Raw genomic sequence first — 24,105 nt, 5'->3', positions numbered from 1 at the left:
TCATCCCGAGTTGGGACGCGGACATTGTATACAACGTCGCCCTCGAAACATCCCACACTCGATCTCGATCAAATCCGTTCACCCACAGCCAACACACATTGAAACATCAACATTTTATCTGCCCATCACATGATCGATGATAGCGGACAAAAGTCATCAAAATACATACAAGTGGGCTAAATCCCATTTAGGGTGGGCTGTCTATTGCGACGCACTTCCCTTATCTTCCCACATCCAAAGAGCGATCCCCTCTTGAGTTGAAATTTACGCGCCACCGGGAACCTGCGCTGCCATGACCGACCTCGCCACCGCCATCGCCGACGGCCACTCCGCAATCATCCGGCCGAAGATCTCGTTCGAGTTCTTCCCGCCGAAGACCGAGGAGATGGACCGGACGCTGTGGGCCTCGATCGAGCGCCTCGCCCCTCTGGAGCCGAGCTTCGTCTCGGTGACCTACGGCGCGGGCGGCTCGACCCGCGAGCGCACCCACGCCACGATCGCGCGCATCCTGAAGGAGACCGCGCTGCTGCCGGCGGCGCATCTCACCTGCGTCGGCGCTTCGCGCCACGAGATCGACGAGGTCGTCGACCGCTATCACGAGGTCGGCGTCCGCCACATCGTGGCGCTTCGCGGCGATCCGCCCGGCGGCATCGGCACGCCCTACTACACCCATGCCGAGGGCTATCAGAGCTCGCCCGAGCTGATCGCCGGCATCAAGAAGCGCCATCCCGACATCGAGGTCTCGGTCTCGGCCTATCCGGAGAAGCACCCCGAGAGCCGCGACTTCGACGCCGACATCGACATGCTCGAGGCCAAGGTCGACGCCGGCGCCACCCGCGCCATCACCCAGGTGTTCTTCGACAACGATCTCTACTTCCGCTACCTCGACCGTGTCCGCGCCCGCGGCATCACGATCCCGATCGTGCCCGGCATCATGCCGATGCACAATTTCAAGCAGGCGCGTGGCTTCGTGACGCGCGCCGGCACGACGGTGCCGGACTGGCTGGCCGAAAAATTCGACGGTCTCGACGACGATCCCGAGACCCGCAAGCTGGTCGCGGCGACCGTCGCCGCAGGCCAGGTGCAAAAGCTCGCCAAGCATGGCGTCGACACCTTCCATTTCTACACCATGAACCGCGCCGACCTCGTGTTCGCGATCAGCCATCTGCTCGGCATCCGTCCGAAGTCCGCCAACAAGGCTGCCGCCTGATGTCCACCCCTGTATCTCCAGCGCGTACCGCCTTCCTTGCCGCTGCAGCCAAGCGCATCCTGATCCTCGACGGCGCCATGGGCACGATGATCCAGGCGCTGCAGCTCGACGAGGCCGCCTTCCGCAGCGAGCGGTTCAAGGACTTCCATCGCGACCTCCGCGGCAACAACGACCTGCTGATCCTGACGCAGCCCGACGCCATCGAGGACATCCACGCGCAATATCTGCGCGCCGGGGCCGACATCGTCGCCACCAACACCTTCTCGGCAACCTCGATCGCGCAGGCCGATTACGACCTCTCCGACATCATCTACGAGCTGAACCGCGAGGGCGCCCGGCTCGCCCGCAATGCCGCGACCCGCGTTACGGCCGAGGACGGCAAACAGCGCTTCGTCGCCGGCGCAATGGGCCCGACCAACCGCACCGCCTCGATCTCGCCCGACGTCTCCAACCCCGGCTACCGCGCCGTGACCTTCGACGACCTCCGGCTCGCCTATGGCGAGCAGGCGCGCGGGCTCCTGGACGGCGGCGCCGACATCCTGCTGCTCGAGACCATCTTCGACACGCTCAATGCCAAGGCGGCGCTGTACGCCATCGCCGAGCTCTGCGAGGAGCGCGGCATCGACGTGCCCGTGATGATCTCGGGCACCATCACCGACAAGTCCGGCCGCCTGCTCTCGGGCCAGATGCCGGAGGCGTTCTGGAATTCGGTGCGGCATGCCAGGCCGCTGACCATCGGCTTCAACTGTGCGCTCGGCGCCGAGGATCTGCGCGCCCATGTCGCCGACATCGGCCGCGTCGCCGACGCGCTGGTGTGTGCCTATCCCAATGCCGGCCTGCCCAACGAGTTCGGCCAGTATGACGAGACGCCGGCCTACATGGCGCGACTGATCGGCGAATTTGCGCGGGACGGCCTCGTCAACATCGTCGGCGGCTGCTGCGGCACCACGCCCGAACATATCGCGGCGATCGCCGCCGCCGTCGCCCCGCACAAGCCTCGCGCCGTGCCGGAGATCGCGCCGCGGCTGCGGCTGTCGGGCCTCGAGCCGTTCGAACTCACGCCCGCCATTCCGTTCGTCAATGTCGGCGAGCGCACCAACGTCACGGGCTCGGCCAAATTCCGCAAGCTGATCACCGCCGGCGATTACACCGCGGCGCTGCAGGTCGCGCGCGACCAGGTCGAGAACGGCGCCCAGGTCATCGACGTCAACATGGACGAGGGCCTGCTGGATTCGGAAGCCGCGATGCGGACCTTCCTCAACCTCGTCGCTGCCGAGCCGGACATCGCCCGCGTTCCCGTGATGGTCGACTCCTCGAAATTCCACGTCATCGAGGCCGGCCTGAAATGCGTGCAGGGCAAGCCGGTGGTGAACTCGATCTCGCTCAAGGAAGGCGAGGAGAAGTTCATTCACGAAGCGAAGATCGCGCGTCGCCACGGCGCCGCCGTGGTCGTGATGGCGTTCGACGAGACCGGCCAGGCCGACACCTACAAGCGCAAGACCGAGATCTGCGCCCGCGCCTACAAGATCCTGGTCGAGCAGATCGGCTTTCCGCCTGAGGACATCATCTTCGATCCCAACATCTTCGCCATCGCGACCGGACTTGAGGAACACAACAATTACGGCGTCGACTTCATCGAAGCGACACGCTGGATCCGGCAGAACCTGCCGCATGCGCATGTCTCGGGCGGCGTCTCCAATCTCTCCTTCTCGTTCCGCGGCAACGAGCCGGTGCGCGAAGCCATGCATTCGGTGTTCCTGTATCACGCCATCAAGGCGGGCATGGACATGGGCATCGTCAATGCCGGCCAGATGATCGTCTATGACGACATCGATCCGGAGCTGCGCCAGGTGTGCGAAGACGTCGTGCTCAACCGCGACCCCGGCGCCTCGGAGCGGCTGCTGGCGCTGGCCGAGAAATTCCGCGGCCAGGGCAAGCAGACCAAGGAGGCCGATCTGGCCTGGCGCGAATGGCCGGTCGACAAGCGGTTGAGCCACGCGCTGGTGCATGGGATCACGGAGTTCATCGAGCAGGACACCGAAGAGGCGCGCGCCGCCTCGACGCGGCCGCTCGACGTCATCGAAGGCCCGCTGATGGCCGGCATGAACGTGGTCGGCGACCTCTTCGGCGACGGCAAGATGTTCCTGCCGCAGGTCGTGAAGTCCGCGCGCGTGATGAAGCAGGCGGTGGCCTATCTGATGCCGTTCATGGAGGCGGAGAAGGCTGCCAACAAGGGCCGGGCCAACGAGCGCTCCAACGCCGGCAAGATCGTGCTCGCCACCGTCAAGGGCGACGTCCACGACATCGGCAAGAACATCGTCGGCATCGTGCTCCAGTGCAACAATTTCGAGGTCATCGACCTCGGTGTCATGGTGCCCGCGGCCAGGATCATCGACACGGCCAAGGCCGAGAACGCCGACATCATCGGTCTCTCCGGCCTGATCACGCCCTCGCTCGACGAGATGGCGTATCTCGCCTCGGAGATGGAGCGCCAGGGTCTCAACGTGCCGCTCCTGATCGGTGGCGCGACGACGAGCCGTGTCCATACTGCGGTCAAGATCGATCCGAACTACCAGAATGGCCCGGTCGTTCACGTCAACGACGCCAGCCGCGCCGTCGGCGTCGCCTCCTCACTGCTGTCGCCGGAGCGCAAGGATACCTACGCCACGGAGGTTCGCAGCGAGTATCAGAAGATCGCCGCTGCGCATCTGCGCGGCCAGGCCGACAAGAAGCGGCTGAAGCTCGCGGACGCCCGCGCCAACGCGCCGAAGATCGACTTCGCCAAGGCGAAGCCGGTCAAGCCGACCTTCCTCGGCACCAAGACGTTCGTCGACTACGACCTCGCCGAGCTTGTGCCCTATATCGACTGGACGCCGTTCTTCCAGACCTGGGAGCTCGCCGGCCGTTTCCCTGGCATCCTCGACGACGCCAAGGTCGGCGAGGCCGCGCGCTCGCTGTATGACGACGCGCTGAAGATGCTGAAGCGCATCGTCGACGAGAAGTGGTTCACGGCGCGCGCCGCGATCGGCTTCTGGCCGGCGAATGCGGCCGGCGACGACATCGTGCTCTATGCCGACGAGGGCCGCACCAAGCAGATCGCGACGCTGCACACGCTGCGCCAGCAGCTCGAGAAGCGCGAGGGTCGCTTCAATACCGCGCTCAGCGACTTCATTGCGCCGCAGGGCTCGGGCGTGCCGGACTATGTCGGCGGCTTCGTCGTCACGACAGGCCTCGGCGAGGATGCCGTCGCCGACCGCTTCAAGAACGCCAATGACGACTATTCCTCGATCCTGGTGAAGGCGCTGGCCGACCGCCTCGCCGAGGCGTTCGCCGAGCGCCTGCATGCCCGCGTCCGCCGCGAGTTCTGGGCCTACGCTCCGGACGAGGCGCTCTCGCCGGACGATCTGATCCTGGAGAAGTATCACGGCATCCGTCCCGCGCCCGGCTATCCGGCGCAGCCCGACCACACCGAGAAGGCGACCTTGTTCGAACTGCTCGACGCCGAGAAGAATGCCGGCGTGCGGCTGACCGAGAGCTTTGCGATGTGGCCGGGCTCGTCGGTGTCGGGCCTCTATTTTGCCTCGCCGGAGAGCTTCTATTTCGGCGTCGGCAAGATCGAGCGCGACCAGGTCGAGGACTACGCCGCGCGCAAGGGCATGACCGTCGCCGAAGTCGAGCGCTGGCTGGCGCCGATCCTGAACTACATTCCGGCAAGGGGCGGCCAGCAGGCGGACGCGGCAGCGCGCGCCGTCGCTTCGCCCGCTCCGGCCAACGACGCCGCCCCCGCCGAGCTCGCGAGCCATCCGGTGGGCTGCACCTGTGCCGTTCATCTCGCCTGGCGCAAGAAGGCGGTCGGCGCGAAGTAGCCGGCGCGGTCGCCCCATCCACAGCTGTCGTCCCCGCGAACGCGGGGACCCATACCGCGTGATCTACCCGTCGTCCGCGGGGCTGATATCGCGCAAAACAACATCTCCCTGTGGTTATGGGTCCCTGCGTTCGCAGGGACGACAGCGGTTATGACGCCCCCTGCTCGGCTCACACGCTGCACTTGGACGCCCCTGCCCGTGTCCCCCGCGCCACGGCCGCCGCGAATGACAATGCGCCACAGCCGGCGCCATGCGATGCAGCGTGGACTTATCCCCGGTAACCGGCTGAAATGCCGCCGGGGCCTCCGGGTGGTTTTTCGTTCATGTCGTTGCAGTTCAGGCTTGCGTCCCGAAACCTGTTCCATGACAGGCTTCGATTCATTGCCACCATCATCGGCATCATCTTCTCGATCGTGCTGGTGACCGTGCAGATGGGCCTCTATGTCGGCTTCCGCCGGATGGTCACGACCATGATCGACCATTCCCCGGCCGAGCTGTGGATCATGCCGGTCGGCACCAAATGCTTCGAGGACCCCTCGCTGCTCGACGAGCGGCAGCGGTTCCGCGCGCTTGCTGTTCCCGGCGTGGCGGAGGCGACGCCGCTGGTGATCGGCTATGCGCAATGGCGGCTGCCGCAGGGCACCACGACGCCGGTCTTCGTGGTCGGCTCGGAACTGCGCGGGCTCGGGCTGCATCCCTGGAACGTGGTGGAGGGACGGCTGGACGACCTGTCCGTGCCGGGCGCGGTCGCCATCGACCAGACCTATTTCGAGCGGCTCGGCATCGGCGGCGCCGGCCAGGCTGCGGAGCTCCGCGACCAGAAGGTGCAGGTGATGGCTGTCACCAAAGGCATCCGCTCGTTCACGACAACGCCTTACGTGTTCACCGACGTCGACCGCGCCCGCGCCTATACCGGCATCGCCTCGAACAAGGCGTCCTATCTGGTGGTCAGGCTGGCGGCCGAGGCCGACCTCTGGACCGTGCAGCGGGCGCTGCGCGACAGCCTGTCCAATGTCGACGTGCTGACCGCAGCCGAGTTCGCGAGCCGCAGCCGCTCGTTCTGGCTGTTCGGCACCGGCGCGGGTGCCGCGCTGTTCGCCGGCGCCCTGCTCGGCCTCATCGTCGGCACCGTGATCGTGGCGCAGACGCTCTATTCCAGCACCAAGGATCACATCAACGAGTTCGCGACCCTGCGCGCGATCGGCTCGTCCAGCCGCTACATCTACACCGTCATCATCTGGCAGGCGCTGCTCAGCGCCATCGTCGGCTTCGCCGGCGCTGCGGCGATCGGCAGGATCGTGGCGGCGGCGACCGCGGAATCGGCGCTGCCGGTCATCATGACCCCGACGCTGACGGTCGCGCTGTTCGTGCTGACGTTGACGATGTGCGTCGGCTCGGCGATCGCGGCGATCCTCAAGGTCATGCGCATTGACCCGACCCTGGTGTTCTCGCGATGACCGACACCGTGCTCGAGGCCACCGATCTCGTGCATCACCTCGGCCAGGGGGCCGGCCGGGTGCAGGCGCTGAAGGGCGTGAGCCTGTCGTTGAAGGGCGGCGAGCTGGCGCTGCTGATGGGCCCCTCAGGCAGCGGCAAGACGACGCTGTTGTCGATCCTGGGCTGCCTGATGACGCCGGATGGCGGTGCCGTGCGGGTTGCCAACCAGCCGGTCGCGGGGCTCGATCCCGAGGCGCTGGCGAAGCTGCGCCGCGAGCGCATCGGCTTCATCTTCCAATCCTATCATCTGTTTCCGACGTTGAACGCCGAGGACAATGTGCGGCTCGCGCTCGACGTGCGCGGCGAACGCGCGCGGGCCGCGAAACTGGCGGCGCGCGAGGTGCTCGAGCGGGTCGGCCTCGGCCCGAAGAAGCGGTCGTTCCCGCGCCAGCTCTCGGGCGGCGAGCAGCAGCGCGTCGCGATCGCCCGCGCCATCGTCGGCAAGGCGCAGGTCATTCTCGCCGACGAGCCGACCGGCGCACTCGATACCGCCAACGGTCAGGCGATCATGACCCTGCTCGCCGATATCGCCAAGGATCCGTCGCGCGCGGTGCTGGTGGTGACGCACGATCCGCGCATCCTGCCGTTTGCCAATCGCGTCATTCACATCGAGGACGGCCGCATCGTCCGCGAGGAGAGCGGCGGCGAGTCCATGAAGAAAGTCTCGCACGCATGATATCGGGAATTCCAGAACGCGCTCACCTGCTCGGGCTCGTCGCCGCGGCTGCATTGGCTATCATCGTCACGCCGACCTCGATTCCACCGACAGCGCGTGCCGCCAATGCCCAGGAGGAACGCTGGCTGGCCGTCGCACCCGGCCGGGTCGAGCCGGCATCCGGCCTGATCAAGCTCGGCGCGCCGGTGGTTGGGCTGATCCAGGACGTGCTGGTCAGGCCAAACGAGACCGTGTTCGCCGGCCAGGCCCTGGTGCGGCTCAGCGATGGCGAAGCTCGCGCGCAGCTCGCCAGCGCCGAGGCGCAGGTCGCGATGCGCAAGCGCGTGCGCAACAAGGAGTCGACGCCGTCTGGCGCGGGTCCCCGGCGCCGCGCCGAAGACGGCCTCGCCGATGCGCAGGCGGCGGTGTTCGACGCGCGTGCTGCGCTCGACAAGGCCGTGACCGAGCGGCGCGCCGGGCGCGGCGCCGATGCCGATGTCGACACCGCACGCACGCAATTGACAGCCGCGCAGGCGAAGCTGGAGCAGCAGGCCGACGAGCTGCGCAAGGTCACCGCTGATGCGCCACTGCCGATCAGCGCCGAGGGCCAGCTCAACGTCGCCCGCAGCGAACTGCAGGGCGCCCGCGCCACGTTGGAAAAGCTCACCATCCGCGCGCCGCTCGACGGCACGGTGCTGCAGGTCAATGCGCACACCGGCGAGATCGCTTCGCCGCAGACGACGCCACCGCTGGTGCTGCTCGGCGACACGTCCTCGCTGCGCGTGCGCGCCGAGCTCGACCAGCGCGACCTCGACAAGATCAAGGTCGGCCAGCAGGCGGTGGTCCGCTCCGACGCCTTCCGCGGCCGCGACGTCGCCGGCAAGGTCGCCGCCATCGCCCCGCTGGTCGAGAGCAGCCGCACTGCTGCGCTCAGCCAGCGCAACATGACCGACGTCGACGTGGTGGAAGTGCTGGTTGATCTCGCCGAGCCGGGCCCGTTCGCGGTGGGCATGAAGGTGGATGTGTATTTCAAGCCGTGAGGGGCGCGCTGTTCGGCCCACGCCTCGTGCGCTGCTGCCCACCCTCCCCTGGAGGGGGAGGGTCGCTCGCCCGCGCAGCGGGCGAGCGGGGTGGGGTGAAGCCACGAGCACTGCTGCTGATGGAGAGATCACCCCACCCCGCCTCACGTTTCGCTTCGCTCATCGTGATGCGACCCTCCCCTCCAGGGGAGGGTGAGCACCGAGCAAGCGGCACGGTCTGGCGTCTCGATGGGCTCCATCAATCCCCGCTCGGCGGGGCCAGCGGCTGGACGATCTCCTGGAATGGCGGCAGCGCCTCGCACCTTGCGGCCTGGGCCGCCAGCGCCGGATAGCGCGCGGCGTCGAACAGATGCGGATGCGCCTCGCGTGTGAAGCGCAGCACGCAGGCGACGGCGATGTCGGCGTGGCCGATGTTGTCGCCATACCAATAGGCGCTCGTCACATCTGCGCGCTCGGCCTCCAGCATTGCCCGCACGCCGGAGATCTGGGCCTCGCAGCGCGCGACCCACAGCGCGAGGCGGTCCTTGCGCAGCACGCGCTCGTAGATCAGGCTGACGGCCTTGTCGCCGAGACCGGTCGCGAGCGCGATCGTATGCAGCTGCCTGCGGCGCAGCGCGCCGCTCCGCGCCAGCATCGCGCGCTCGGGCCCGACGGTCTCGTCGAGATGATCGAGGATCGCCACCGAGTCGATCAGCGCCTCGCCGTCATCCAGCACCAGCACCGGCACGCGCAGCAGCGGATTGTACGGCGCGATCTTGTCGGCATCGCCGAAGGTCGACCAGGGCTTGTGCTCGAACGGCACGCCGTAGAGCTTGAGCGCGATCGCGGTGCGGCGGACGAAAGGCGAGTCGTATTGGCCGATCAGGAACATCGGTTATCCTCCTGTGCGGCGCATTGAAGCGCCGTTCGGCGCCGTTGTCAGCTCCGATGTTCAGGCCAACAGCGGCACATGCGCTGCGACGTCGCGCGGCAGCGTGCCGTCGAGGCGCGGGTCGGGGGCGATCTCGATCTGGCGGCGATAGGGGCGGAAGCCGGAGCGCTGGTAGAAGACGAGCGCGCGGGGATGATCGAAGCTGCAGGTGTGGACCCAGAGCCGCGTCAGCGGCTGCGCCCAGGCGCGGCGCAGCGCGTGGTTCATCAGCAGCCGTCCGGCGCCGGTGCCGATCAGCTTCGACGTGACGCCGAACAGCGCCAGCTCGCAATCGGTCTTCTTGCGGAAGTCGAGCTCCAGCAGAGCTTCATCACCGCCGCCATGCGCCAAGGTGTAGATCTCGACTCCGTCAGCGCGAATCGTCTTGGCAAGCTCCGCATCGCTCATCCGCGTGCGCTGTGACCACAGCCACTCCCAGCCGACGCGGGCATAGAGGTCGCGGTACCAAGCGAGATCGGGCTGCGCGACGCGGCGAATGCTCCAGTCGCCGATCGGATCGGGCGGCAGCACCGGCGGCGCCAGCATTTCCAGCGAGGTCACCACGGCCGCGACCTTGCCGGGCGGGACGTCGACATATCCGTCGGGAATGGTCACTCAAGACGACCTGATTGAAGAGTGATCGGCAACCTGCTTACCCCGGACGTAATTGGAACCGCACAGCGGTCCCGGCATGGTCGGCGCATTCAACATCAGGAGCCATGCCCATGCAACGACGAGACGTGCTGCTGACCGCGGCAGCAGCCAGCTTCGCGGCGACGGGACCGAGCCTCGCCGCCGCACCGACCGCGGCGCGCCCCCGTATCCGCTGCAGCGACGGCGTGACGCTCTATCACGAGGAGTGGGGCAGCGGCCGGCCGGTGCTGTTCGTACATGCCTGGGCGCTGACCAGCGCGATGTGGACCTACCAGATCTCCGATCTCAGCCAGCGCGGGCTGCGCTGCATTGCCTTCGACCGCCGCGGCCATGGACGCTCCGACGTGCCGGGCGGCGGCTACGAGCTCGACCGCCTGGCCGACGACATCGCCGAGGTCATCGCGCAGCTCGACCTTGATGATGTCGCGCTGGTCGGCATGTCCATGGGCTGCAACGAGATCCTCAACTACGTCGCGCGGCACGGCACGGGACGCATCTCGCGCATCGCGATGCTCGGACCGACGACGCCGTTTCCGCTGCAGACCGCGGACAATGCGCTCGGCGCGCCCCACGGCTATTTCGAGCAGTGCTGGGCCGCGTGGCAGAGCGACTTTCCGAAATGGATCGAGGACAACAAGCTGCCGTTCTTCACTAAGGACGCCTCGCCGCAGATGATGGAATGGGTCGCGGCGATGATGCGCCAGATGCCCATTCCCGTCGCGGTCGCCACCAACCGCGCGCTGATCGCGACCGACCTGCGGCCGGTGCTTGCGAAGATCGACCGTCCCGTGCTGATCCTGCACGGCGACAAGGACGTCTCAGCGCCGCTCGACATGACGGCACGGCCGACCGCCAAGGGCATCAAGGGCGCCGAGCTGAAGGTCTATCCCGGCGGCCCGCATGGGCTATTCGTGACCCACATGAAGCAGGTCAATGCCGACCTTGCTGCGTTCCTGGCTTAGCTGCTGTGGGAGGCGAGCGCCCTACTCGCCCTCGTCGCTCGCCAGCACCCCCTTCACGGCGCGAGCCCAGCCGGCGAGCTTGCGCTCTCGCGTCGCCGCGCTCATCGCCGGCCGGAAGCGGTGCTCGAGCCGCCAATTGTCGGCGAACTTTTCCGGCTCCGGATAGACGCCCGCGTGGAGGCCGGCGAGATAGGCGGCGCCGAGCGCGGTGGTCTCCTGGATCATGGGACGGTCGACTGGTGCGTCGAGCAGGTCGGCGAGACGCTGCATGGTCCAGTCCGAGGCGGTCATGCCGCCGTCGACGCGCAGCACGATCGTGGCGGCGGACGCATCGGGCCAGTCGGCGCGCATCGCGGCCCACAGATCGTAGGTCTGGTAGCACACGCTCTCCAACGTGGCATGCGCGAGCTCGGCCGGGCCGGTATTGCGGGTCAGGCCGAACAGCGCGCCGCGCACGCGCGGATTCCAATACGGTGCGCCGAGGCCGACGAAGGCCGGCACCAGATAGACCGACTGCATCGAGTCGGACTTGTCGGCGAGCGGGCCGGTTTCGGCGGCATGCTTGATGATGCCGAGCCCGTCGCGCAGCCACTGCACGGCCGAGCCGGCGACGAAGATCGAGCCTTCGAGCGCGTAGGTCCTGACGCCGTTGAGCTGATAGGCGATCGTCGTCAGCAGCTTGTTGTTCGATTTCACCGGCGTGGCGCCGGTGTTGAGCAGCGCGAAGCAGCCGGTGCCGTAGGTCGACTTCATCATGCCCGGCGTGAAGCAGGCTTGGCCGATGGTGGCCGCCTGCTGGTCGCCGGCGATCCCCGCGACCTTGATCGGGCCGCCGAACAGATCGGGCGTGGTGGTGCCGAAATCGGCGGAGGAATCCTTCACCTCGGGCAGCATCGAGCGCGGCACGCGCAAGAGCTTCAGCAGCGTCTCGTCCCACGCACCGGTGTGGATGTTGAACAGCAGCGTGCGCGAAGCGTTGGTGGCATCGGTGGCATGCACCTTGCCGCCGGTCAGCCGCCACAGCAGGTAGCAGTCGACGGTGCCGAACATCAGTTCGCCGCGTTCGGCGCGCTCGCGCGCGCCCGGCACATGGTCGAGAATCCATGCCACCTTGGTGCCGGAGAAATAGGGATCGATGATCAGGCCGGTTTTGGCGCTGACATCCGGCTCGTGGCCATCGGCCTTGAGCTCGGCGCAGATGTCGGCGGTGCGGCGGTCCTGCCAGACGATGGCGCGGTGGACGGCCTGGCCGGTGGCGCGGTCCCATACCACGGTGGTCTCGCGCTGGTTGGTGATGCCGATCGCCGCGATGTCCTTGGCCGTCAGTCCCGCCTTCTCAAGCGCATCGCGGCAGGTCATCACCGTCGAGGTCCAGATGTCCTCCGGCTCGTGCTCGACCCAGCCGGAGGCCGGGAAATGCTGCGGGAATTCCTGCTGCGCGACCGCGGCGATCGAGATGTCGGAGCGGAACACCATCGCGCGCGAGGACGTGGTGCCCTGATCGATGGCCAGCACGAAGGACATGGGTTTTCTTCCCGGTAGGTTGACGACGTTGGGCCGACAAGCAAGCGGATCGGGCGGGCGAGGTCAAGGTGGAGCGGCACGTGTCTATCCACCCTCCCCTGGAGGGGGAGGGTCGCCCGCGCAGCGGGCGAGCGGGGTGCGGTGAGCCACGGGCGATGGCGATTGTGGAGAGATCACCCCACCCCGCCTCACGTTTCGCTTCGCTCGTCGTGAGGCGACCCTCCCCCTCCAGGGGAGGGTGAACACCCGCGATCAGCTCCGCCGCTCGGATACGAAGGCTACACCGCGGCCGTTGTCACGCCGCCGTCGACGACGATGGTCTGGCCGGTCATGAAGGTCGACGCGTCCGAGGCGAGGTAGGCGACCGCGCCGGCGATCTCGTGCGGCTCGCCGATGCGACGCAGCGGGGTGGTGGCGCAGCGCTGCTTCAGGCGGGCTTCGTCCTCCCACAGCGCGCGGGCGAAATCGGTCTTGATCAGGCCGGGCGCGACGCAATTGATGCGCACGCCGTGCGGCCCCCATTCGCCGGCAAGGCTGCGGCACAACGCGAAGTCGGCGGCCTTGGAGATGCCGTAGGCGCCGATCACGGTCGAGCCGCGCAGGCCGCCGATCGAGGAGACGATGATGACCGAGCCCTTGCCCCGCGCGGCCATCGGCGGGATCGCCTTGGCGCAGAGCCAGAGATTGCTCTTCACGTTGGAGGCCATGATCTTGTCGAAGGCCTCGTCGGTGATGTCGAGCAGCGGACCGTAATACGGGTTGACCGCAGCATTGCAGACGAGGATGTCGACCTGGCCGCAATGCTTCACGGCGCCGTCGATCAGCGCGTCGACCTCGGCCCGCCGGGAGATGTTGCAGGGGATGACGTGGGCCTCGCCACCATTGGCGCGGATGGCGCTCGCAACCTCCTCGCATGCGTCCGGCTTGCGGCTGGAGATCACCACCTTGGCGCCGAGTTGCGCGAGCAGCTCCGCCGACGCCCGGCCGATTCCGCGGCTCGAGCCGGTGATGACGGCGACCTGACCGGAGAGGTCGAAGGGATTGGGGGTCATGTCTGCTTCCTCCGCGTCATTGCGAGGAGCGAAGCGACGACGCAATCCAGATCAAGCATACCGCCCTGGATTGCTTCGCTTCGCTCGCAATGACGGCTCGATTGATCAAATCACTCCGGAGCCGCTCGACACCGGCAGCGTAGCCCTCTCAAATCCGTCATGCGCGGGCTTGACCCGCCTGCGGGGCCGAAGCCCCTTCGGCGCGGCGAAGGCCCGCGCATCCATCTTCAGAAAGCGATGGGTTGCCGGGTCAAGCCCGGCAACGACAAAGCTTTCTAGATCAACCCGCCCGCCTCGCTGACGCGGCGCATGTGGTAGTCGGTGTCGCCGAAGGTGCTCTCGATCATCGTCAGACGCTTGAAGTAGTGGCCGATCTTGGCCTCCATGGTCATGCCGATGCCGCCATGGAGCTGGATCGCCTGCTGGCCGACGAACTTAGCCGACTTGCCGATCTGCACCTTGGCCGCGGCGATCGAGGTGGCGCGCTCCTTGGCGTCGTCGAACTCGGCGGCCATGGTCGCGAACATCGACATCGAGCGGGCCTGCTCCAGCGCGACGAACATGTCGGACGCCCGGTGCTGCAGCGACTGGAACGAGCCGATCGCGACGCCGAACTGCTTGCGCGTCTTGATGTACTCGACCGTGGTCTTCAGCGACTCGTCCATCAGGCCGACGGCCTCCGCGCACAGCGCGATGCGGGCCTCGTCGACAACGCGCTCGATCAGCGGCAGGGCATTGACCGGATCGCCGATCGCGGCGTCGGCGCCGACTTCCACACCGGTGAAGGTGATGTCGGCGGCATGCAGACCGTCCTGGGTCGGATAGCCCTTGCGGGTGACACCCTTGGCGTCGGCCGGCACGATGAACACGCCGATGCCCGACTTGTCGCGCTGGCCGCCCGAGGTGCGCGCGGTCACGATCAAGGTGTCGGCGTTCTCGCCGTTGAGCACGACGAACTTTTCGCCGTCGATGACCCAGCCATCGCCCTTCTTCTTCGCAGACGTCGCAACGTCGAACAGGTCATAGCGCGACTGCTTCTCGAGCTGGGCGAATGCAAACGTCCTGCTGCCGTCGATGATCCCAGGCAGATGCGCGGCCTTCTGCGCCGCCGAGCCGCCATGACGGAGGAAACCGCCGGCCAGCACCACGGTTGCGAGATACGGCTCGAGCACCAGCGCGCGACCCATCGCCTCCATCACGATCATGGTCTCGACGCCGCCGGCGCCGAAGCCGCCGTCGTCTTCCGAGAACGGCAGACCGAGCAGGCCCTGCTCGGCGAGCTTGGACCACATCGCGCGGCTCCAGCCGCCCTTCTCCTTCATGTACAGCTTGCGCTTGTCGAAATCGTAGGCATCCGCCAGCAGGCCGTCGATGCTGTCCTTGAGGAGACGCTGCTCCTCGGTGAGATCAAAATCCATGCTCTCTATCCTCGTACCCGGAATTCATCATCGGCGTCATTCCGGGACGCGCCGCAAGGCGCGGGCCCGGAATCCATACTCACGATGGTGGTTATGGATTCTCCGACGCGCAACTGCGCGTCGTAGCTCGCCGCTTCGCGGCGCCCCGGAATGACAGCAACTCAAAGCCCCAGCACCGCCTTGGCGATGATGTTGCGCTGGATCTCGTTGGAGCCGCCGTAGATCGAGACCTTGCGGTTGTTGAAGTAGCTCGGCGCGATCTGCGCGGTCCAATCCATGGTCTCGTTGCTGTCGTCGTCGCCATGGACGTCGTAGGGCGCGGCAAACGGGCCGATCACCTCCATCAGCAGCTCGGTCGTGGTCTGCTGGATCTCGGAGCCCTTGATCTTCAGCACCGAGGACGCCGGATTGGGCTTGCCCTTGCCGTGCTTGCCCTCGTCGGCGACGACGCGCAGTTGCGTCAGCTCGAGCGCCTTCAGCTCGACCTCGCAGGCCGTGAGCTTCTCGCGGAACGACGGATCCTCCAGCACCGGACGGCCGCCGGATTCGATCTTGCCGGCGAGCTCCTTGATGCGGCGGATACGCTCCTTGGAGACGCCGACACGGGCGATCCCGGTGCGCTCATTGCCAAGCAGGAACTTGGCGTAGTCCCAGCCCTTGTTCTCCTCGCCGATCAGGTTCTCGATGGGCACCTCGACGTCGTCGAAGAACACCTCGTTGACCTCGTGGCCGCCGTCGATGGTCTGGATCGGACGCACCGTGACGCCCTTCGACTTCATGCTGAAGACGATGAAGGAGATGCCCATCTGCTTCTTCGCGGACGGATCGGTGCGGCACAAGCAGAAGATCATGTCGGCGTGCTGCGCGAGCGTGGTCCAGGTCTTCTGGCCGTTGATGATCCACTTGTCGCCGCGGCGCTCGGCCTTGGTCTTCAGCGATGCGAGGTCGGAGCCCGAGCCCGGCTCGGAGAAGCCCTGGCACCACCAGTCGTCGACATTGGCGATGCGCGGCAGATACTTCTTCTTCTGCTCCTCGTTGCCGAAAGTGTAGATGACGGGGCCGACCATGCTGACGCCGAAGGCGAGCGGCTGCGGCGCCGGATAGGCCTGCAACTCCTCGTTGAAGATGTAGTGCTGCACCGAGGTCCAGCCGGTGCCGCCATATTCCTCCGGCCAGTGCGAGACACCCCAGCCCTTCTTGTTGAGGATGCGCCACCAGGTCACCATCTCGTCCTTCGACAGATGGCGGCCTTCGATCATTTTGCGCCGGGTCTCCGGCGGGACATTGTCCTTGAAGAACTGCCGGACTTCCTCGCGGAACGCCTGCTCTTCCTTCGTGAATGCAAGATCCATCGGATCCTCCCGTGTGTATATATTCGTCGACAAATCGAGCTGTCATTCCGGGGCGCCTCGAAGAGGCGAACCCGGAATCCATAACCACCATCGTGAGTATGGATTCCGGGCTCGCGCTCCGCGCGCCCCGGAATGACGAAGACCTATTGCAGCACCTCGAACAGGCCGGCGGCGCCCATGCCGCCGCCGACGCACATCGTCACCACCGCGTACTTGGCCTTGCGGCGGCGGCCTTCGATCAGCGCGTGGCCCGTGAGCCGCGCGCCCGACATGCCGTAGGGATGGCCGACCGCGATGGCGCCGCCATTGACGTTGATCTTGTCGGGGTCGATGCCGAGCTTGTCGCGGCAGTACAGCACCTGCACGGCGAACGCCTCGTTGAGCTCCCACAGGCCGATGTCGTCGACGGTCAGGCCATGGCGCTTCAATAGACGCGGCACCGCGAACACCGGGCCGATGCCCATCTCGTCGGGCTCGCAGCCATGCGCGACGAAGCCGCGGAAGATGCCGAGCGGCTGCAGGCCGCGCTTCGCCGCGGTGGCGTCGCTCATGATCACGCAGGCGGAGGCGCCGTCGGAGAGCTGGCTGGCATTGCCGGCGGTGATCGAGAAGCCGTCGCCGCGCACGGCCTTGAGGCCGGCGAGACCTTCGGCCGTCGTCTCGGGGCGCGGACCTTCGTCCTGCGACAGGGTGACGTCCTTGAACGAGACGTTGCCGGTGGCCTTGTCGGTGACCGCCATCTTGGTCGAGATCGGCGCCAGCTCGTCGTTGAACTTGCCGCCCTGCTGCGCGGCAGCGGTGCGGCGCTGGCTCTCCAGCGCATATTCATCCTGGCGCTCGCGGGAGATGCCGTAGCGCTTGGCGACGATCTCGGCGGTGTCGATCATCGGCATGTAGACGTCGCCCTTGATCTCGAGCAGCGCCGGATCGGTGGCCTGGAACGTGTTCATCTTGTCGTTCTGGACCAGCGAGATCGATTCGCCGCCGCCGCCGACTGCGATCTCGACACCGTCGAAGATCACCGAGCGCGCCGCGAGCGCAATCGCCTGCAGGCCGGAGGCGCACTGGCGGTCGATGGTGGTGCCGCCGACCGACACCGGCAGGCCGGCACGCAGCAGCGCCTTGCGCGCGATGTTGCCGCCGGTCGAGCCCTGCTGCAGGGCTGCGCCCATCACGACATCCTCGACCTCGGCCGGATCGACCTTGGCGCGCTTGACCGCCTCGCCGATGGCGTGGCCGAGCAGCGTCGCGCCGCCGGTGGCATTGAGCGCGCCGCGATAGGCCTTGCCGATCGGCGTGCGGGCGGTGGAAACGATGACGGCATCGGTCATGGGCGACCTCCTGTTGTTGTTACGGATGTTTGCTGTGAGACGTGGGTGATTGCTGCTGGCGCAGTTCGTGACGCGACAGCTTGCCGACCGGCGTGCGCGGCAGCTCGTCGACGAACTCGACCGCCGCCGGCAGCTCGTGCTTGCCGAGCTTGCCGGTGAGGAAGGCGCGGAGATCCTCGACCGGGAACGGCGCGAAGCCGTCGCGCAGCTTGATGAAGGCCTTGGCCGCCTCGCCGCGATAGGCGTCGGGAATGCCGATCACGATGACCTCCTGCACCGCCGGATGGGTGTAGATCGCCTGCTCGATCATCTGCGGATAGACGTTGAAGCCGCCGGAGATGATCATGTCCTTCTTGCGGTCGACCAGGAAGTAGAAACCGTCGGCGTCGACATAGCCGATGTCGCCGGTCAGGAAATGATCGCCGACGAACGACTGCGCCGTTTCGTCCGGCCGGTTCCAATAGCCCTTGGTGACGTTCGGCCCCTTGATCCGGATCTCGCCGACCTCGTTCACGCCGAGCACCTTTGCGGGATCCTCGAGCGACACGACGTCCATCTCGATGCCGGGCAGCGTGATCCCGATCGAGCCGGGCTTGTCCGGGCCACCCTTGGGATGGGCGGTGCCGGGCGAGCAGGTCTCGGTCATGCCCCAGCCGCTCTTCAGCTTCATGCCGACGCGGCGCTCCAGGATGCGCGCGACCTCGACTGGCAGCGGCGCGCCACCGGAGCCAACGCTAGTCAGCGACGACAGATCGCGCGTGTCGAGATCGGGCAGGTTGGCGATCGCGATCCACATCGTCGGCACGCCGGGAAAATAGGTCGCGCGCTTGACCTCGATGTCGCGCATCACGGCTTCCAAGTCGAAGCGCTGGTGCAGCGAGATCAGGCTGCCGAGACGCAGCGAGGTCAGCAGCACCACCGTCAGTGCATAGATGTGGAACAGCGGCAGCACGCAGATGACTCGGTCGGAGCCGTTGCCGTTCGCGCGCGTCGCGCGGCCCCAGATTTCGGCGATCGACACTGCCGAGGTGAGATTGCCATGGGTCAGCATCGCGCCCTTGGGCAGGCCGGTGGTGCCGCCGGTATATTGCAGCAAGGCGACGTCGTCGGGCGAGATGGCCGGCCACGCTGCCGGCGCCACGGCGCCCTCGACGAAGGCACGATGGGTGGTCACGGCGGAGCTATCCGGCAACGGCGTCTGTGACGTACCGACCTTGCCCCAATGATCATCCTCGCAGACGATCAGGCGGTCGAGCAGGCCCTTCTCGAGGAACTTCAGCGCCGTCGGCAGCAGCGCCGACAGGTTCGAGGTGACGAGAATGCGTGCGCCGGAATCGCTGAGCTTGTGCGACAGCGCGATCTCGCCATCGAGCGGCGACAGGTGCACGACGCGGGCGCCGGCCTTGAGCGCGCCGAAGAAGTTGATCGGATGATCCGGCGTATTGCCGAGGAACAGCGCGATCGACGCGCCCTTGCCAAAACCGGCTCGCAGGAACGCGGCGGCAGCCTGGTCGACGAGCGCCGCGAGTTGCTTGAAGGTGACGGGGCGGTCGCGGAATTCCAGCGCGTCGCGATCGCCGAAGTCACTGACCGCCTTTGCCAGCAGATCTGGCAAGGTGCCACGCGCGATCGGCGCGTCCCAGCGGACGCCTTCGGGATAGAACTGTTCGCCAGGATGGGTCATGCGGACTCTGTGTTTCTTGCCGTAAGGCGGCCCCGCTCTTCCCGTTCCCTCTCCTCTTGTGGGGGAAGGCCAGGGAGGGGGGTGGCTCCGGGCGAGACTGCCGTTGCGGCCCCCCACCCCCAACCCCTCCCCGCAAGGGGGAGGGGGGCGCAGCTGTGCACGGAGCTAGGGCAAAGCCTCAAGCGGCCTTCCCCTGCGCCAGCGAGGCGAACGTCTTGCCTTCCTCCGCGAGCTGCTTCAGCAGCGGCGCCGGCTCGAGCGAGGGATCATTGGTCTCCTTGGCATAGAACGCCAGCCGCTCGGCGATGTGCTTCAGGCCGACGCTGTCGGCCCAGTACATCGGGCCGCCGCGATAGATCGGCCAGCCATAGCCGTACAGCCAGACCACATCGATGTCGGACGGACGCGCGGCAATGCCTTCGGCGAGGATCTTCGCGCCCTCGTTGATCATCGGATACATCATGCGCTCGAGGATCTCCTCGTCGCTGACCGCGCGCCGCTTGAGGCCGAGCTTGGCGAGCGTCTCGCCGATCAGCTTCTCGACATCGGGATCCGGCAGCGGCGCGCGCGAGCCCGCCTCATATTTGTAATAGCCCTTGCCGGTCTTCTGGCCGAAGCGGCCGGCCTCGCACAGCGCATCCGCGATCTCGCTCTTGATGCCGCGGTCCTTGCGCGAGCGCCAGCCGATGTCGAGACCGGCGAGATCGCCCATCGCGAACGGGCCCATCGGCATGCCGAACTTGGTGACGACCGCATCGACCTGCTGCGGCAGCGCGCCTTCGAACAACAGCTTCTCGGCCTGCTTGCCGCGCTGCGCCAGCATGCGATTGCCGACGAAGCCGTCGCAGACGCCGACCACGGCCGGCACCTTTGCGATCTTGCGCGCGATCGACACCGCGGTGACGAGCGCATCCGGCGCCGTCTTCTCCGCACGCACGATTTCGCACAGCTTCATGACGTTAGCCGGCGAGAAGAAATGCATGCCGAGCACGTCCTGCGGCCGGCTGGTCTCTGCGGCGATGGCGTCGATGTTCAGATAGGACGTGTTCGAGGCCAGCACCGCGCCCGGCTTTGCATATTGATCGAGCTTGCCGAACACTTCCTTCTTCACCGCCATGGTCTCGAACACCGCCTCGATGACGAGGTCGGCGTCCTTGACGTTCTCGAGACCGACCTTGCCGTCGATCAACGCCATGCGCTTGGCCGGTGCATCCGCCGGGATGCCGCCGCGCGCGGCGGTCGCCTCCCAGTTCTTCTGCATGACGCCCATGCCGCGCTTCAGCTGCTCCTCGGCGGTCTCGATCAGCGTGACCGGAATGCCAGCATTGGCGAACGACATCGCAATGCCGCCGCCCATGGTGCCGGCGCCGATGATCGCGACGCGCTCGACCTTGCGGCCCTTGGTGCCCTCGGGCACGCCGGCGATCTTGGCGGCCTCGCGCTCGGCGAAGAACGCATAGCGCTGCGCCTTGGACTGATCGCTGGTAAGCAGCTTGAGGAAACCTTCGCGCTCCTTCTTCAGGCCCTCGTCGAACGGCAGGTCGATCGCGTAGCCCACCGCGTCGGCCGCCGCGAACGGCGCCTCGAGCCCACGCGACTTCTTGGTGATCGCCGCCACCGCACTGGTGAAGATCGTGCGATCGGCCTTGGCGGCCGCCAGCTTGGAATCGTCATCGCGCAATTTGCGCAGCGGACGGTTCTCCGCCACCACCTTGCGCGCGAAGGCTTCGCCGCCCGATGCCGGCCCCTCGACGATCTCCTCGATCAGGCCCGCCTTCAGCGCTTCCGCTGCGCCGATCGGATCACCGCCGACGATCATCTTGACTGCGAGCTCGGGGCCTACGGCGCGCGGCAGGCGCTGGGTGCCGCCCGCGCCCGGCAGCAGGCCGAGCTTCACCTCGGGCAGTCCGAGCTTCGCCTCCTTGGTGGCGACACGATAATGACAGGCGAGCGCCACTTCGAGACCACCGCCCAGGGCCGTTCCATGAATCGCCGCAATGACCGGCTTGGGGCTGTTCTCGATCGTGCTCAGCACGTCGTTGAGCGCCGGCGGCTTCGGCGGCTTGCCGAACTCGGTGATGTCGGCCCCGGCGATGAAGGTACGGCCGCCGCAGGTCAGCACGATCGCCTTGATCGCGGGATCGGCGATCGCCGCCTTGACGTTGTCCAGGATGCCGCCGCGAACTGCGGCACTCAGCGCATTGACGGGCGGGCTGTCGATGGTGACGATGCCGATGATGTCATGACGGTCAAGCTTTGCCACTTCGCTCACGCGTAAGCTCCTTGGATGTCGTTTCTTTGCGGCCGGTTAACGCACCGGCCAATTCTTGGCTCTTCATTTGCGCAGAGTATCAGCCTTGCTTGCGTCTACCCGCTGCCGAACATCAATTCCGCAGTGCGAAATCTAATTCCACATCTTGACATCCAGGGTTATTTTGAAGCACGAGCGTTGTCAACGAGGCTCATCAATCAACAGCCGATGACATGAAACGCCCAGGGAAGAAACCCGCGACCGATCGGAGCTTCGTCGTCGCGCTGGCGCGCGGCCTCGACGTGCTGCGGGCGTTCCGGCCGAATGACGGCCTGCTGGGCAATCAGGAAATCGCCGCGCGCACCAACCTGCCGAAGGCGACGGTCTCGCGCCTCACTTACACGCTCACCAAGCTCGGCTATCTCACCCCGGTGCCGCGCTTCGAGAAATACCAGCTGGCCCCAGCGGCGCTGGCGCTGGGCTACGCCGCGCTCGCCAATCTGGGCATCCGCCATCTTTCCGAGCCGTTCCGCGAGCAGCTGATGCGCGAGACCGGCGGCGCGGTCGCCATCGGCGGCCGCGACCGGCTGAGCATGATCTATTTCGGCCAGAGCCGTCACGGCGTCATCAACGTTCAACTCGACGTCGGCTCGCGCATTCCGATTGCAACGACCGCGATGGGCCGCGCCTACATCTGGGCGCTGCCGGACGAGGACCGCGCCGCGCTGATGCGGGAGATGCGCGAGCATTACGGCAGCCGTTGGCCGAAGATCCGCGACGGCATCGAGCGCGCCGGCGAGACCGTCGCGAAATATGGCTTCACGATCTCCGCCGGCGAATGGCAGGACGACGTTCATGCGGTCGGCGTCGCGTTGCGGCTGAACGACGGAACCGGTCCCTACGCCGTGAATTGCGGAGCACCGGCATTCCGCTTCACGGAAGAGCGCTTGCGCACCGACATTGGACCTCGTCTCGTCGCGATGGTAAGGAACATCGAAGCGGCGCTCGGCGGCCTCGCGCCGTCAACTAATCAAACAAGCAGCCCATCAAACAAAGAACTCAATAAAAAGCCGAAGCCAGGAGGAAAAGTTGCCCGTGTTGCCGAGGGTATCAGATAGCCTGCATCATCGCGGTCGGCTGGCGCCGCGTCCTGACCTGAACGATTTGGGGAGGGGCGAGACGAGATGACGCAGGCACAACTCGCCCAGACCAACGATCCGCTGCTCGTCGTCCGCGACGTCAGCGTCGTGTTCGGCGGCATCGTGGCGCTGAACGGCGTCTCGTTCGAGATGCGCGAGGGTCAGATCCTCGGCCTCATCGGCCCGAACGGCGCCGGCAAGACCACCCTGTTCAACTGCCTCAGCCGGCTCTACCAGCCGAGTTCCGGCGACATCCTGATGGAAGGCCACAGCATCCTGAAGCGGCCGCCGCACCGCATTGCCGAGATCGGCATCGGCCGCACCTTCCAGAATGTCGCGCTGTTTCCCAATCTCTCCGTGCTCGACAACGTCCGCGTCGGCACCCATGCGCGCACCTCCAGCGACATCATCTCGGATTCGCTGCGTCTGGCCTGGGTCCGGCGCAGCGAGAATTCCGTCAACACCAAGGTTCACGAAATTCTCGCCTATCTCGACCTCGAGGAGGTCGCGCACAAGACCGTGTCCGGGCTGCCGTTCGGCACCCAGAAGCGCGTCGAGCTGGCGCGCGCGCTCGCCGCCGATCCCAAGATCCTGCTGCTCGACGAGCCCGCCGGCGGGCTCAATCATGAGGAAGTCCATGTGCTGGGCGATCTGATCCGGCGCATTCGCGACGACCGCAAGGTGACCGTGCTGCTGGTCGAGCATCACATGGGACTGGTGATGTCGATCGCCGACCACGTCGTGGCGCTGAATTTCGGCCGCAAGCTCGCCGAGGGCACGCCCGCCCAGGTGCAGGCCGATCCCGACGTCATCAAGGCCTATCTCGGGAGCAAGGATCAATGACGCCGCTGCTCAACGTCAAGGACCTGCGCGCCTATTACGGCCAGGTCCAGGCCCTGCACGGCCTCTCCTTCTCCCTCAACGAGGGTTCGCTGACGACCCTGCTCGGCGCCAATGGCGCCGGCAAGACCACCACCCTGCGCGCCATCTGCAACATGGTGCGCTCGACCGGTGCGATCGAGTTCGAGGGGAAGCCGCTCAACAACAAATCGACCGAGAGCATCGTGCGCTTCGGCATCGCGCACGTGCCGCAGGGCCGCGGCACCTTCACCAACATGACGGTGGAAGAAAACCTGCAGCTCGGCGCCATCACGCGCAGCGACAAGGCGGGCATCGTCGCCGACATCGAGCGGATGTACTCCTACTTCCCCAAGCTGAAGGAACGCCACACCCAGCAGGCCGGCACCTTATCCGGCGGCGAGCAGCAGATGCTGGCGGTGGCCCGCGCGCTGATGCTGCGACCCAGGCTGATGCTGCTCGACGAGCCGTCGTTCGGCTTGGCACCGCTGGTGGTCCGCGACCTTTTCGGCATCCTCGGCAAGATCAACCGCGAGGAAAAGGTCTCGATCCTCGTGGTCGAGCAGAATGCGCAGCTCGCGCTCGAGCTCGCCGATCGGGCCTATGTGATCGAGACGGGCCGCATCGTCATGTCGGGCGCGGCCTCGGACATCGCGAAAGACGAGAACGTCCGCAAATCCTATTTGGGCTACTAACGGAGGC

Annotated in this window: 18 protein-coding genes; 9 read left to right on the top strand and 9 right to left on the bottom strand. The window is 66.5% G+C overall.

Features of this window, described 5'->3' with window-relative positions; translation table 11 throughout:
* Window positions 1-292 precede the first annotated feature (292 nt).
* The 5 genes from metF to QW861_RS22675 all read left to right on the top strand — a co-directional run bounded on the left by metF (window position 293) and on the right by QW861_RS22675 (window position 8,268).
* Window positions 293-1,210: a methylenetetrahydrofolate reductase [NAD(P)H] gene (metF, locus tag QW861_RS22695; RefSeq protein ID WP_315713792.1), complete on the top strand. Its 918-nt coding sequence runs from the start codon at window positions 293-295 to the stop codon at window positions 1,208-1,210.
* Entirely contained in the window at window positions 1,210-5,076 is a 3,867-nt protein-coding gene (gene metH / locus QW861_RS22690; RefSeq protein WP_316193498.1) for a methionine synthase, read from the top strand. The genes metF and metH overlap by 1 nt, the downstream gene beginning before the upstream one ends.
* Before the next feature lie 323 nt (window positions 5,077-5,399).
* Window positions 5,400-6,533 (top strand): ABC transporter permease, encoded by a 1,134-nt coding sequence (locus QW861_RS22685; RefSeq protein ID WP_316167378.1) that lies wholly within the window; start codon window positions 5,400-5,402, stop codon window positions 6,531-6,533.
* Window positions 6,530-7,249: an ABC transporter ATP-binding protein gene (locus QW861_RS22680; protein WP_315713789.1), complete on the top strand. Its 720-nt coding sequence runs from the start codon at window positions 6,530-6,532 to the stop codon at window positions 7,247-7,249. Before QW861_RS22685 ends, QW861_RS22680 begins: the two co-directional genes overlap by 4 nt.
* Complete coding sequence (locus QW861_RS22675) at window positions 7,246-8,268, top strand: HlyD family secretion protein (protein ID WP_315825963.1); 1,023 nt, start codon at window positions 7,246-7,248, stop codon at window positions 8,266-8,268. Before QW861_RS22680 ends, QW861_RS22675 begins: the two co-directional genes overlap by 4 nt.
* Window positions 8,269-8,506: 238 nt before the next feature.
* Here QW861_RS22675 and QW861_RS22670 read toward each other — a convergent pair whose 3' ends face one another.
* A complete protein-coding gene (locus tag QW861_RS22670) occupies window positions 8,507-9,139 on the bottom strand; it encodes a glutathione S-transferase family protein (RefSeq protein WP_315825962.1) in 633 nt (210 codons plus the stop codon).
* A 60-nt stretch (window positions 9,140-9,199) separates the two neighbouring features.
* Complete coding sequence (locus tag QW861_RS22665; protein ID WP_315825961.1) at window positions 9,200-9,793, bottom strand: GNAT family N-acetyltransferase; 594 nt, start codon at window positions 9,791-9,793, stop codon at window positions 9,200-9,202.
* Between the two features lie 110 nt (window positions 9,794-9,903).
* Between QW861_RS22665 and QW861_RS22660 the strand changes: the two genes are divergently transcribed.
* Complete coding sequence (locus QW861_RS22660; RefSeq protein ID WP_315825960.1) at window positions 9,904-10,794, top strand: alpha/beta hydrolase; 891 nt, start codon at window positions 9,904-9,906, stop codon at window positions 10,792-10,794.
* 21 nt (window positions 10,795-10,815) lie between these two features.
* Here QW861_RS22660 and glpK read toward each other — a convergent pair whose 3' ends face one another.
* The 7 genes from glpK to QW861_RS22625 form a co-directional block, all read right to left on the bottom strand.
* Entirely contained in the window at window positions 10,816-12,318 is a 1,503-nt protein-coding gene (glpK, locus tag QW861_RS22655) for a glycerol kinase GlpK (protein WP_315825959.1), read from the bottom strand.
* Between the two features lie 278 nt (window positions 12,319-12,596).
* On the bottom strand, window positions 12,597-13,370 hold the full coding sequence (locus QW861_RS22650; RefSeq protein ID WP_315825958.1) for an SDR family oxidoreductase: 774 nt from the start codon (window positions 13,368-13,370) through the stop codon (window positions 12,597-12,599).
* A gap of 275 nt (window positions 13,371-13,645) precedes the next feature.
* Window positions 13,646-14,788, bottom strand: a complete 1,143-nt coding sequence (pimD, locus tag QW861_RS22645) for a pimeloyl-CoA dehydrogenase small subunit (RefSeq protein WP_315713781.1) — start codon at window positions 14,786-14,788, stop codon at window positions 13,646-13,648.
* A 161-nt stretch (window positions 14,789-14,949) separates the two neighbouring features.
* Entirely contained in the window at window positions 14,950-16,140 is a 1,191-nt protein-coding gene (gene pimC, locus QW861_RS22640; RefSeq protein ID WP_315825957.1) for a pimeloyl-CoA dehydrogenase large subunit, read from the bottom strand.
* Window positions 16,141-16,283: 143 nt separating this feature from the next.
* Window positions 16,284-17,471 (bottom strand): acetyl-CoA C-acyltransferase, encoded by a 1,188-nt coding sequence (locus tag QW861_RS22635; protein WP_315825956.1) that lies wholly within the window; start codon window positions 17,469-17,471, stop codon window positions 16,284-16,286.
* A gap of 19 nt (window positions 17,472-17,490) precedes the next feature.
* Window positions 17,491-19,155, bottom strand: coding sequence for a dicarboxylate--CoA ligase PimA (pimA, locus tag QW861_RS22630; protein WP_316172676.1), 1,665 nt, complete (start codon window positions 19,153-19,155; stop codon window positions 17,491-17,493).
* 178 nt (window positions 19,156-19,333) lie between these two features.
* On the bottom strand, window positions 19,334-21,427 hold the full coding sequence (locus QW861_RS22625; protein WP_316186652.1) for a 3-hydroxyacyl-CoA dehydrogenase NAD-binding domain-containing protein: 2,094 nt from the start codon (window positions 21,425-21,427) through the stop codon (window positions 19,334-19,336).
* Window positions 21,428-21,639: 212 nt separating this feature from the next.
* Between QW861_RS22625 and QW861_RS22620 the strand changes: the two genes are divergently transcribed.
* The 3 genes from QW861_RS22620 (at window position 21,640) to QW861_RS22610 (ending at window position 24,098) form a co-directional block, all read left to right on the top strand.
* Entirely contained in the window at window positions 21,640-22,524 is an 885-nt protein-coding gene (locus tag QW861_RS22620) for an IclR family transcriptional regulator (RefSeq protein WP_315713776.1), read from the top strand.
* 66 nt (window positions 22,525-22,590) lie between these two features.
* Window positions 22,591-23,388: an ABC transporter ATP-binding protein gene (locus QW861_RS22615; RefSeq protein WP_315713775.1), complete on the top strand. Its 798-nt coding sequence runs from the start codon at window positions 22,591-22,593 to the stop codon at window positions 23,386-23,388.
* The gene (locus QW861_RS22610) at window positions 23,385-24,098 is read left to right on the top strand and encodes an ABC transporter ATP-binding protein (RefSeq protein ID WP_315713774.1); all 714 of its coding nucleotides are present in this window, start codon (window positions 23,385-23,387) and stop codon (window positions 24,096-24,098) included. Before QW861_RS22615 ends, QW861_RS22610 begins: the two co-directional genes overlap by 4 nt.
* Window positions 24,099-24,105 lie beyond the last annotated feature (7 nt).

It is taken from the genome of Bradyrhizobium sp. SZCCHNRI1029, assembly GCF_032487555.1.
Lineage (GTDB): Bacteria > Pseudomonadota > Alphaproteobacteria > Rhizobiales > Xanthobacteraceae > Bradyrhizobium.
The sequence above is the reverse complement of the archived record's forward strand: the minus strand, read 5'-3'. Positions and strand labels throughout refer to the sequence as shown.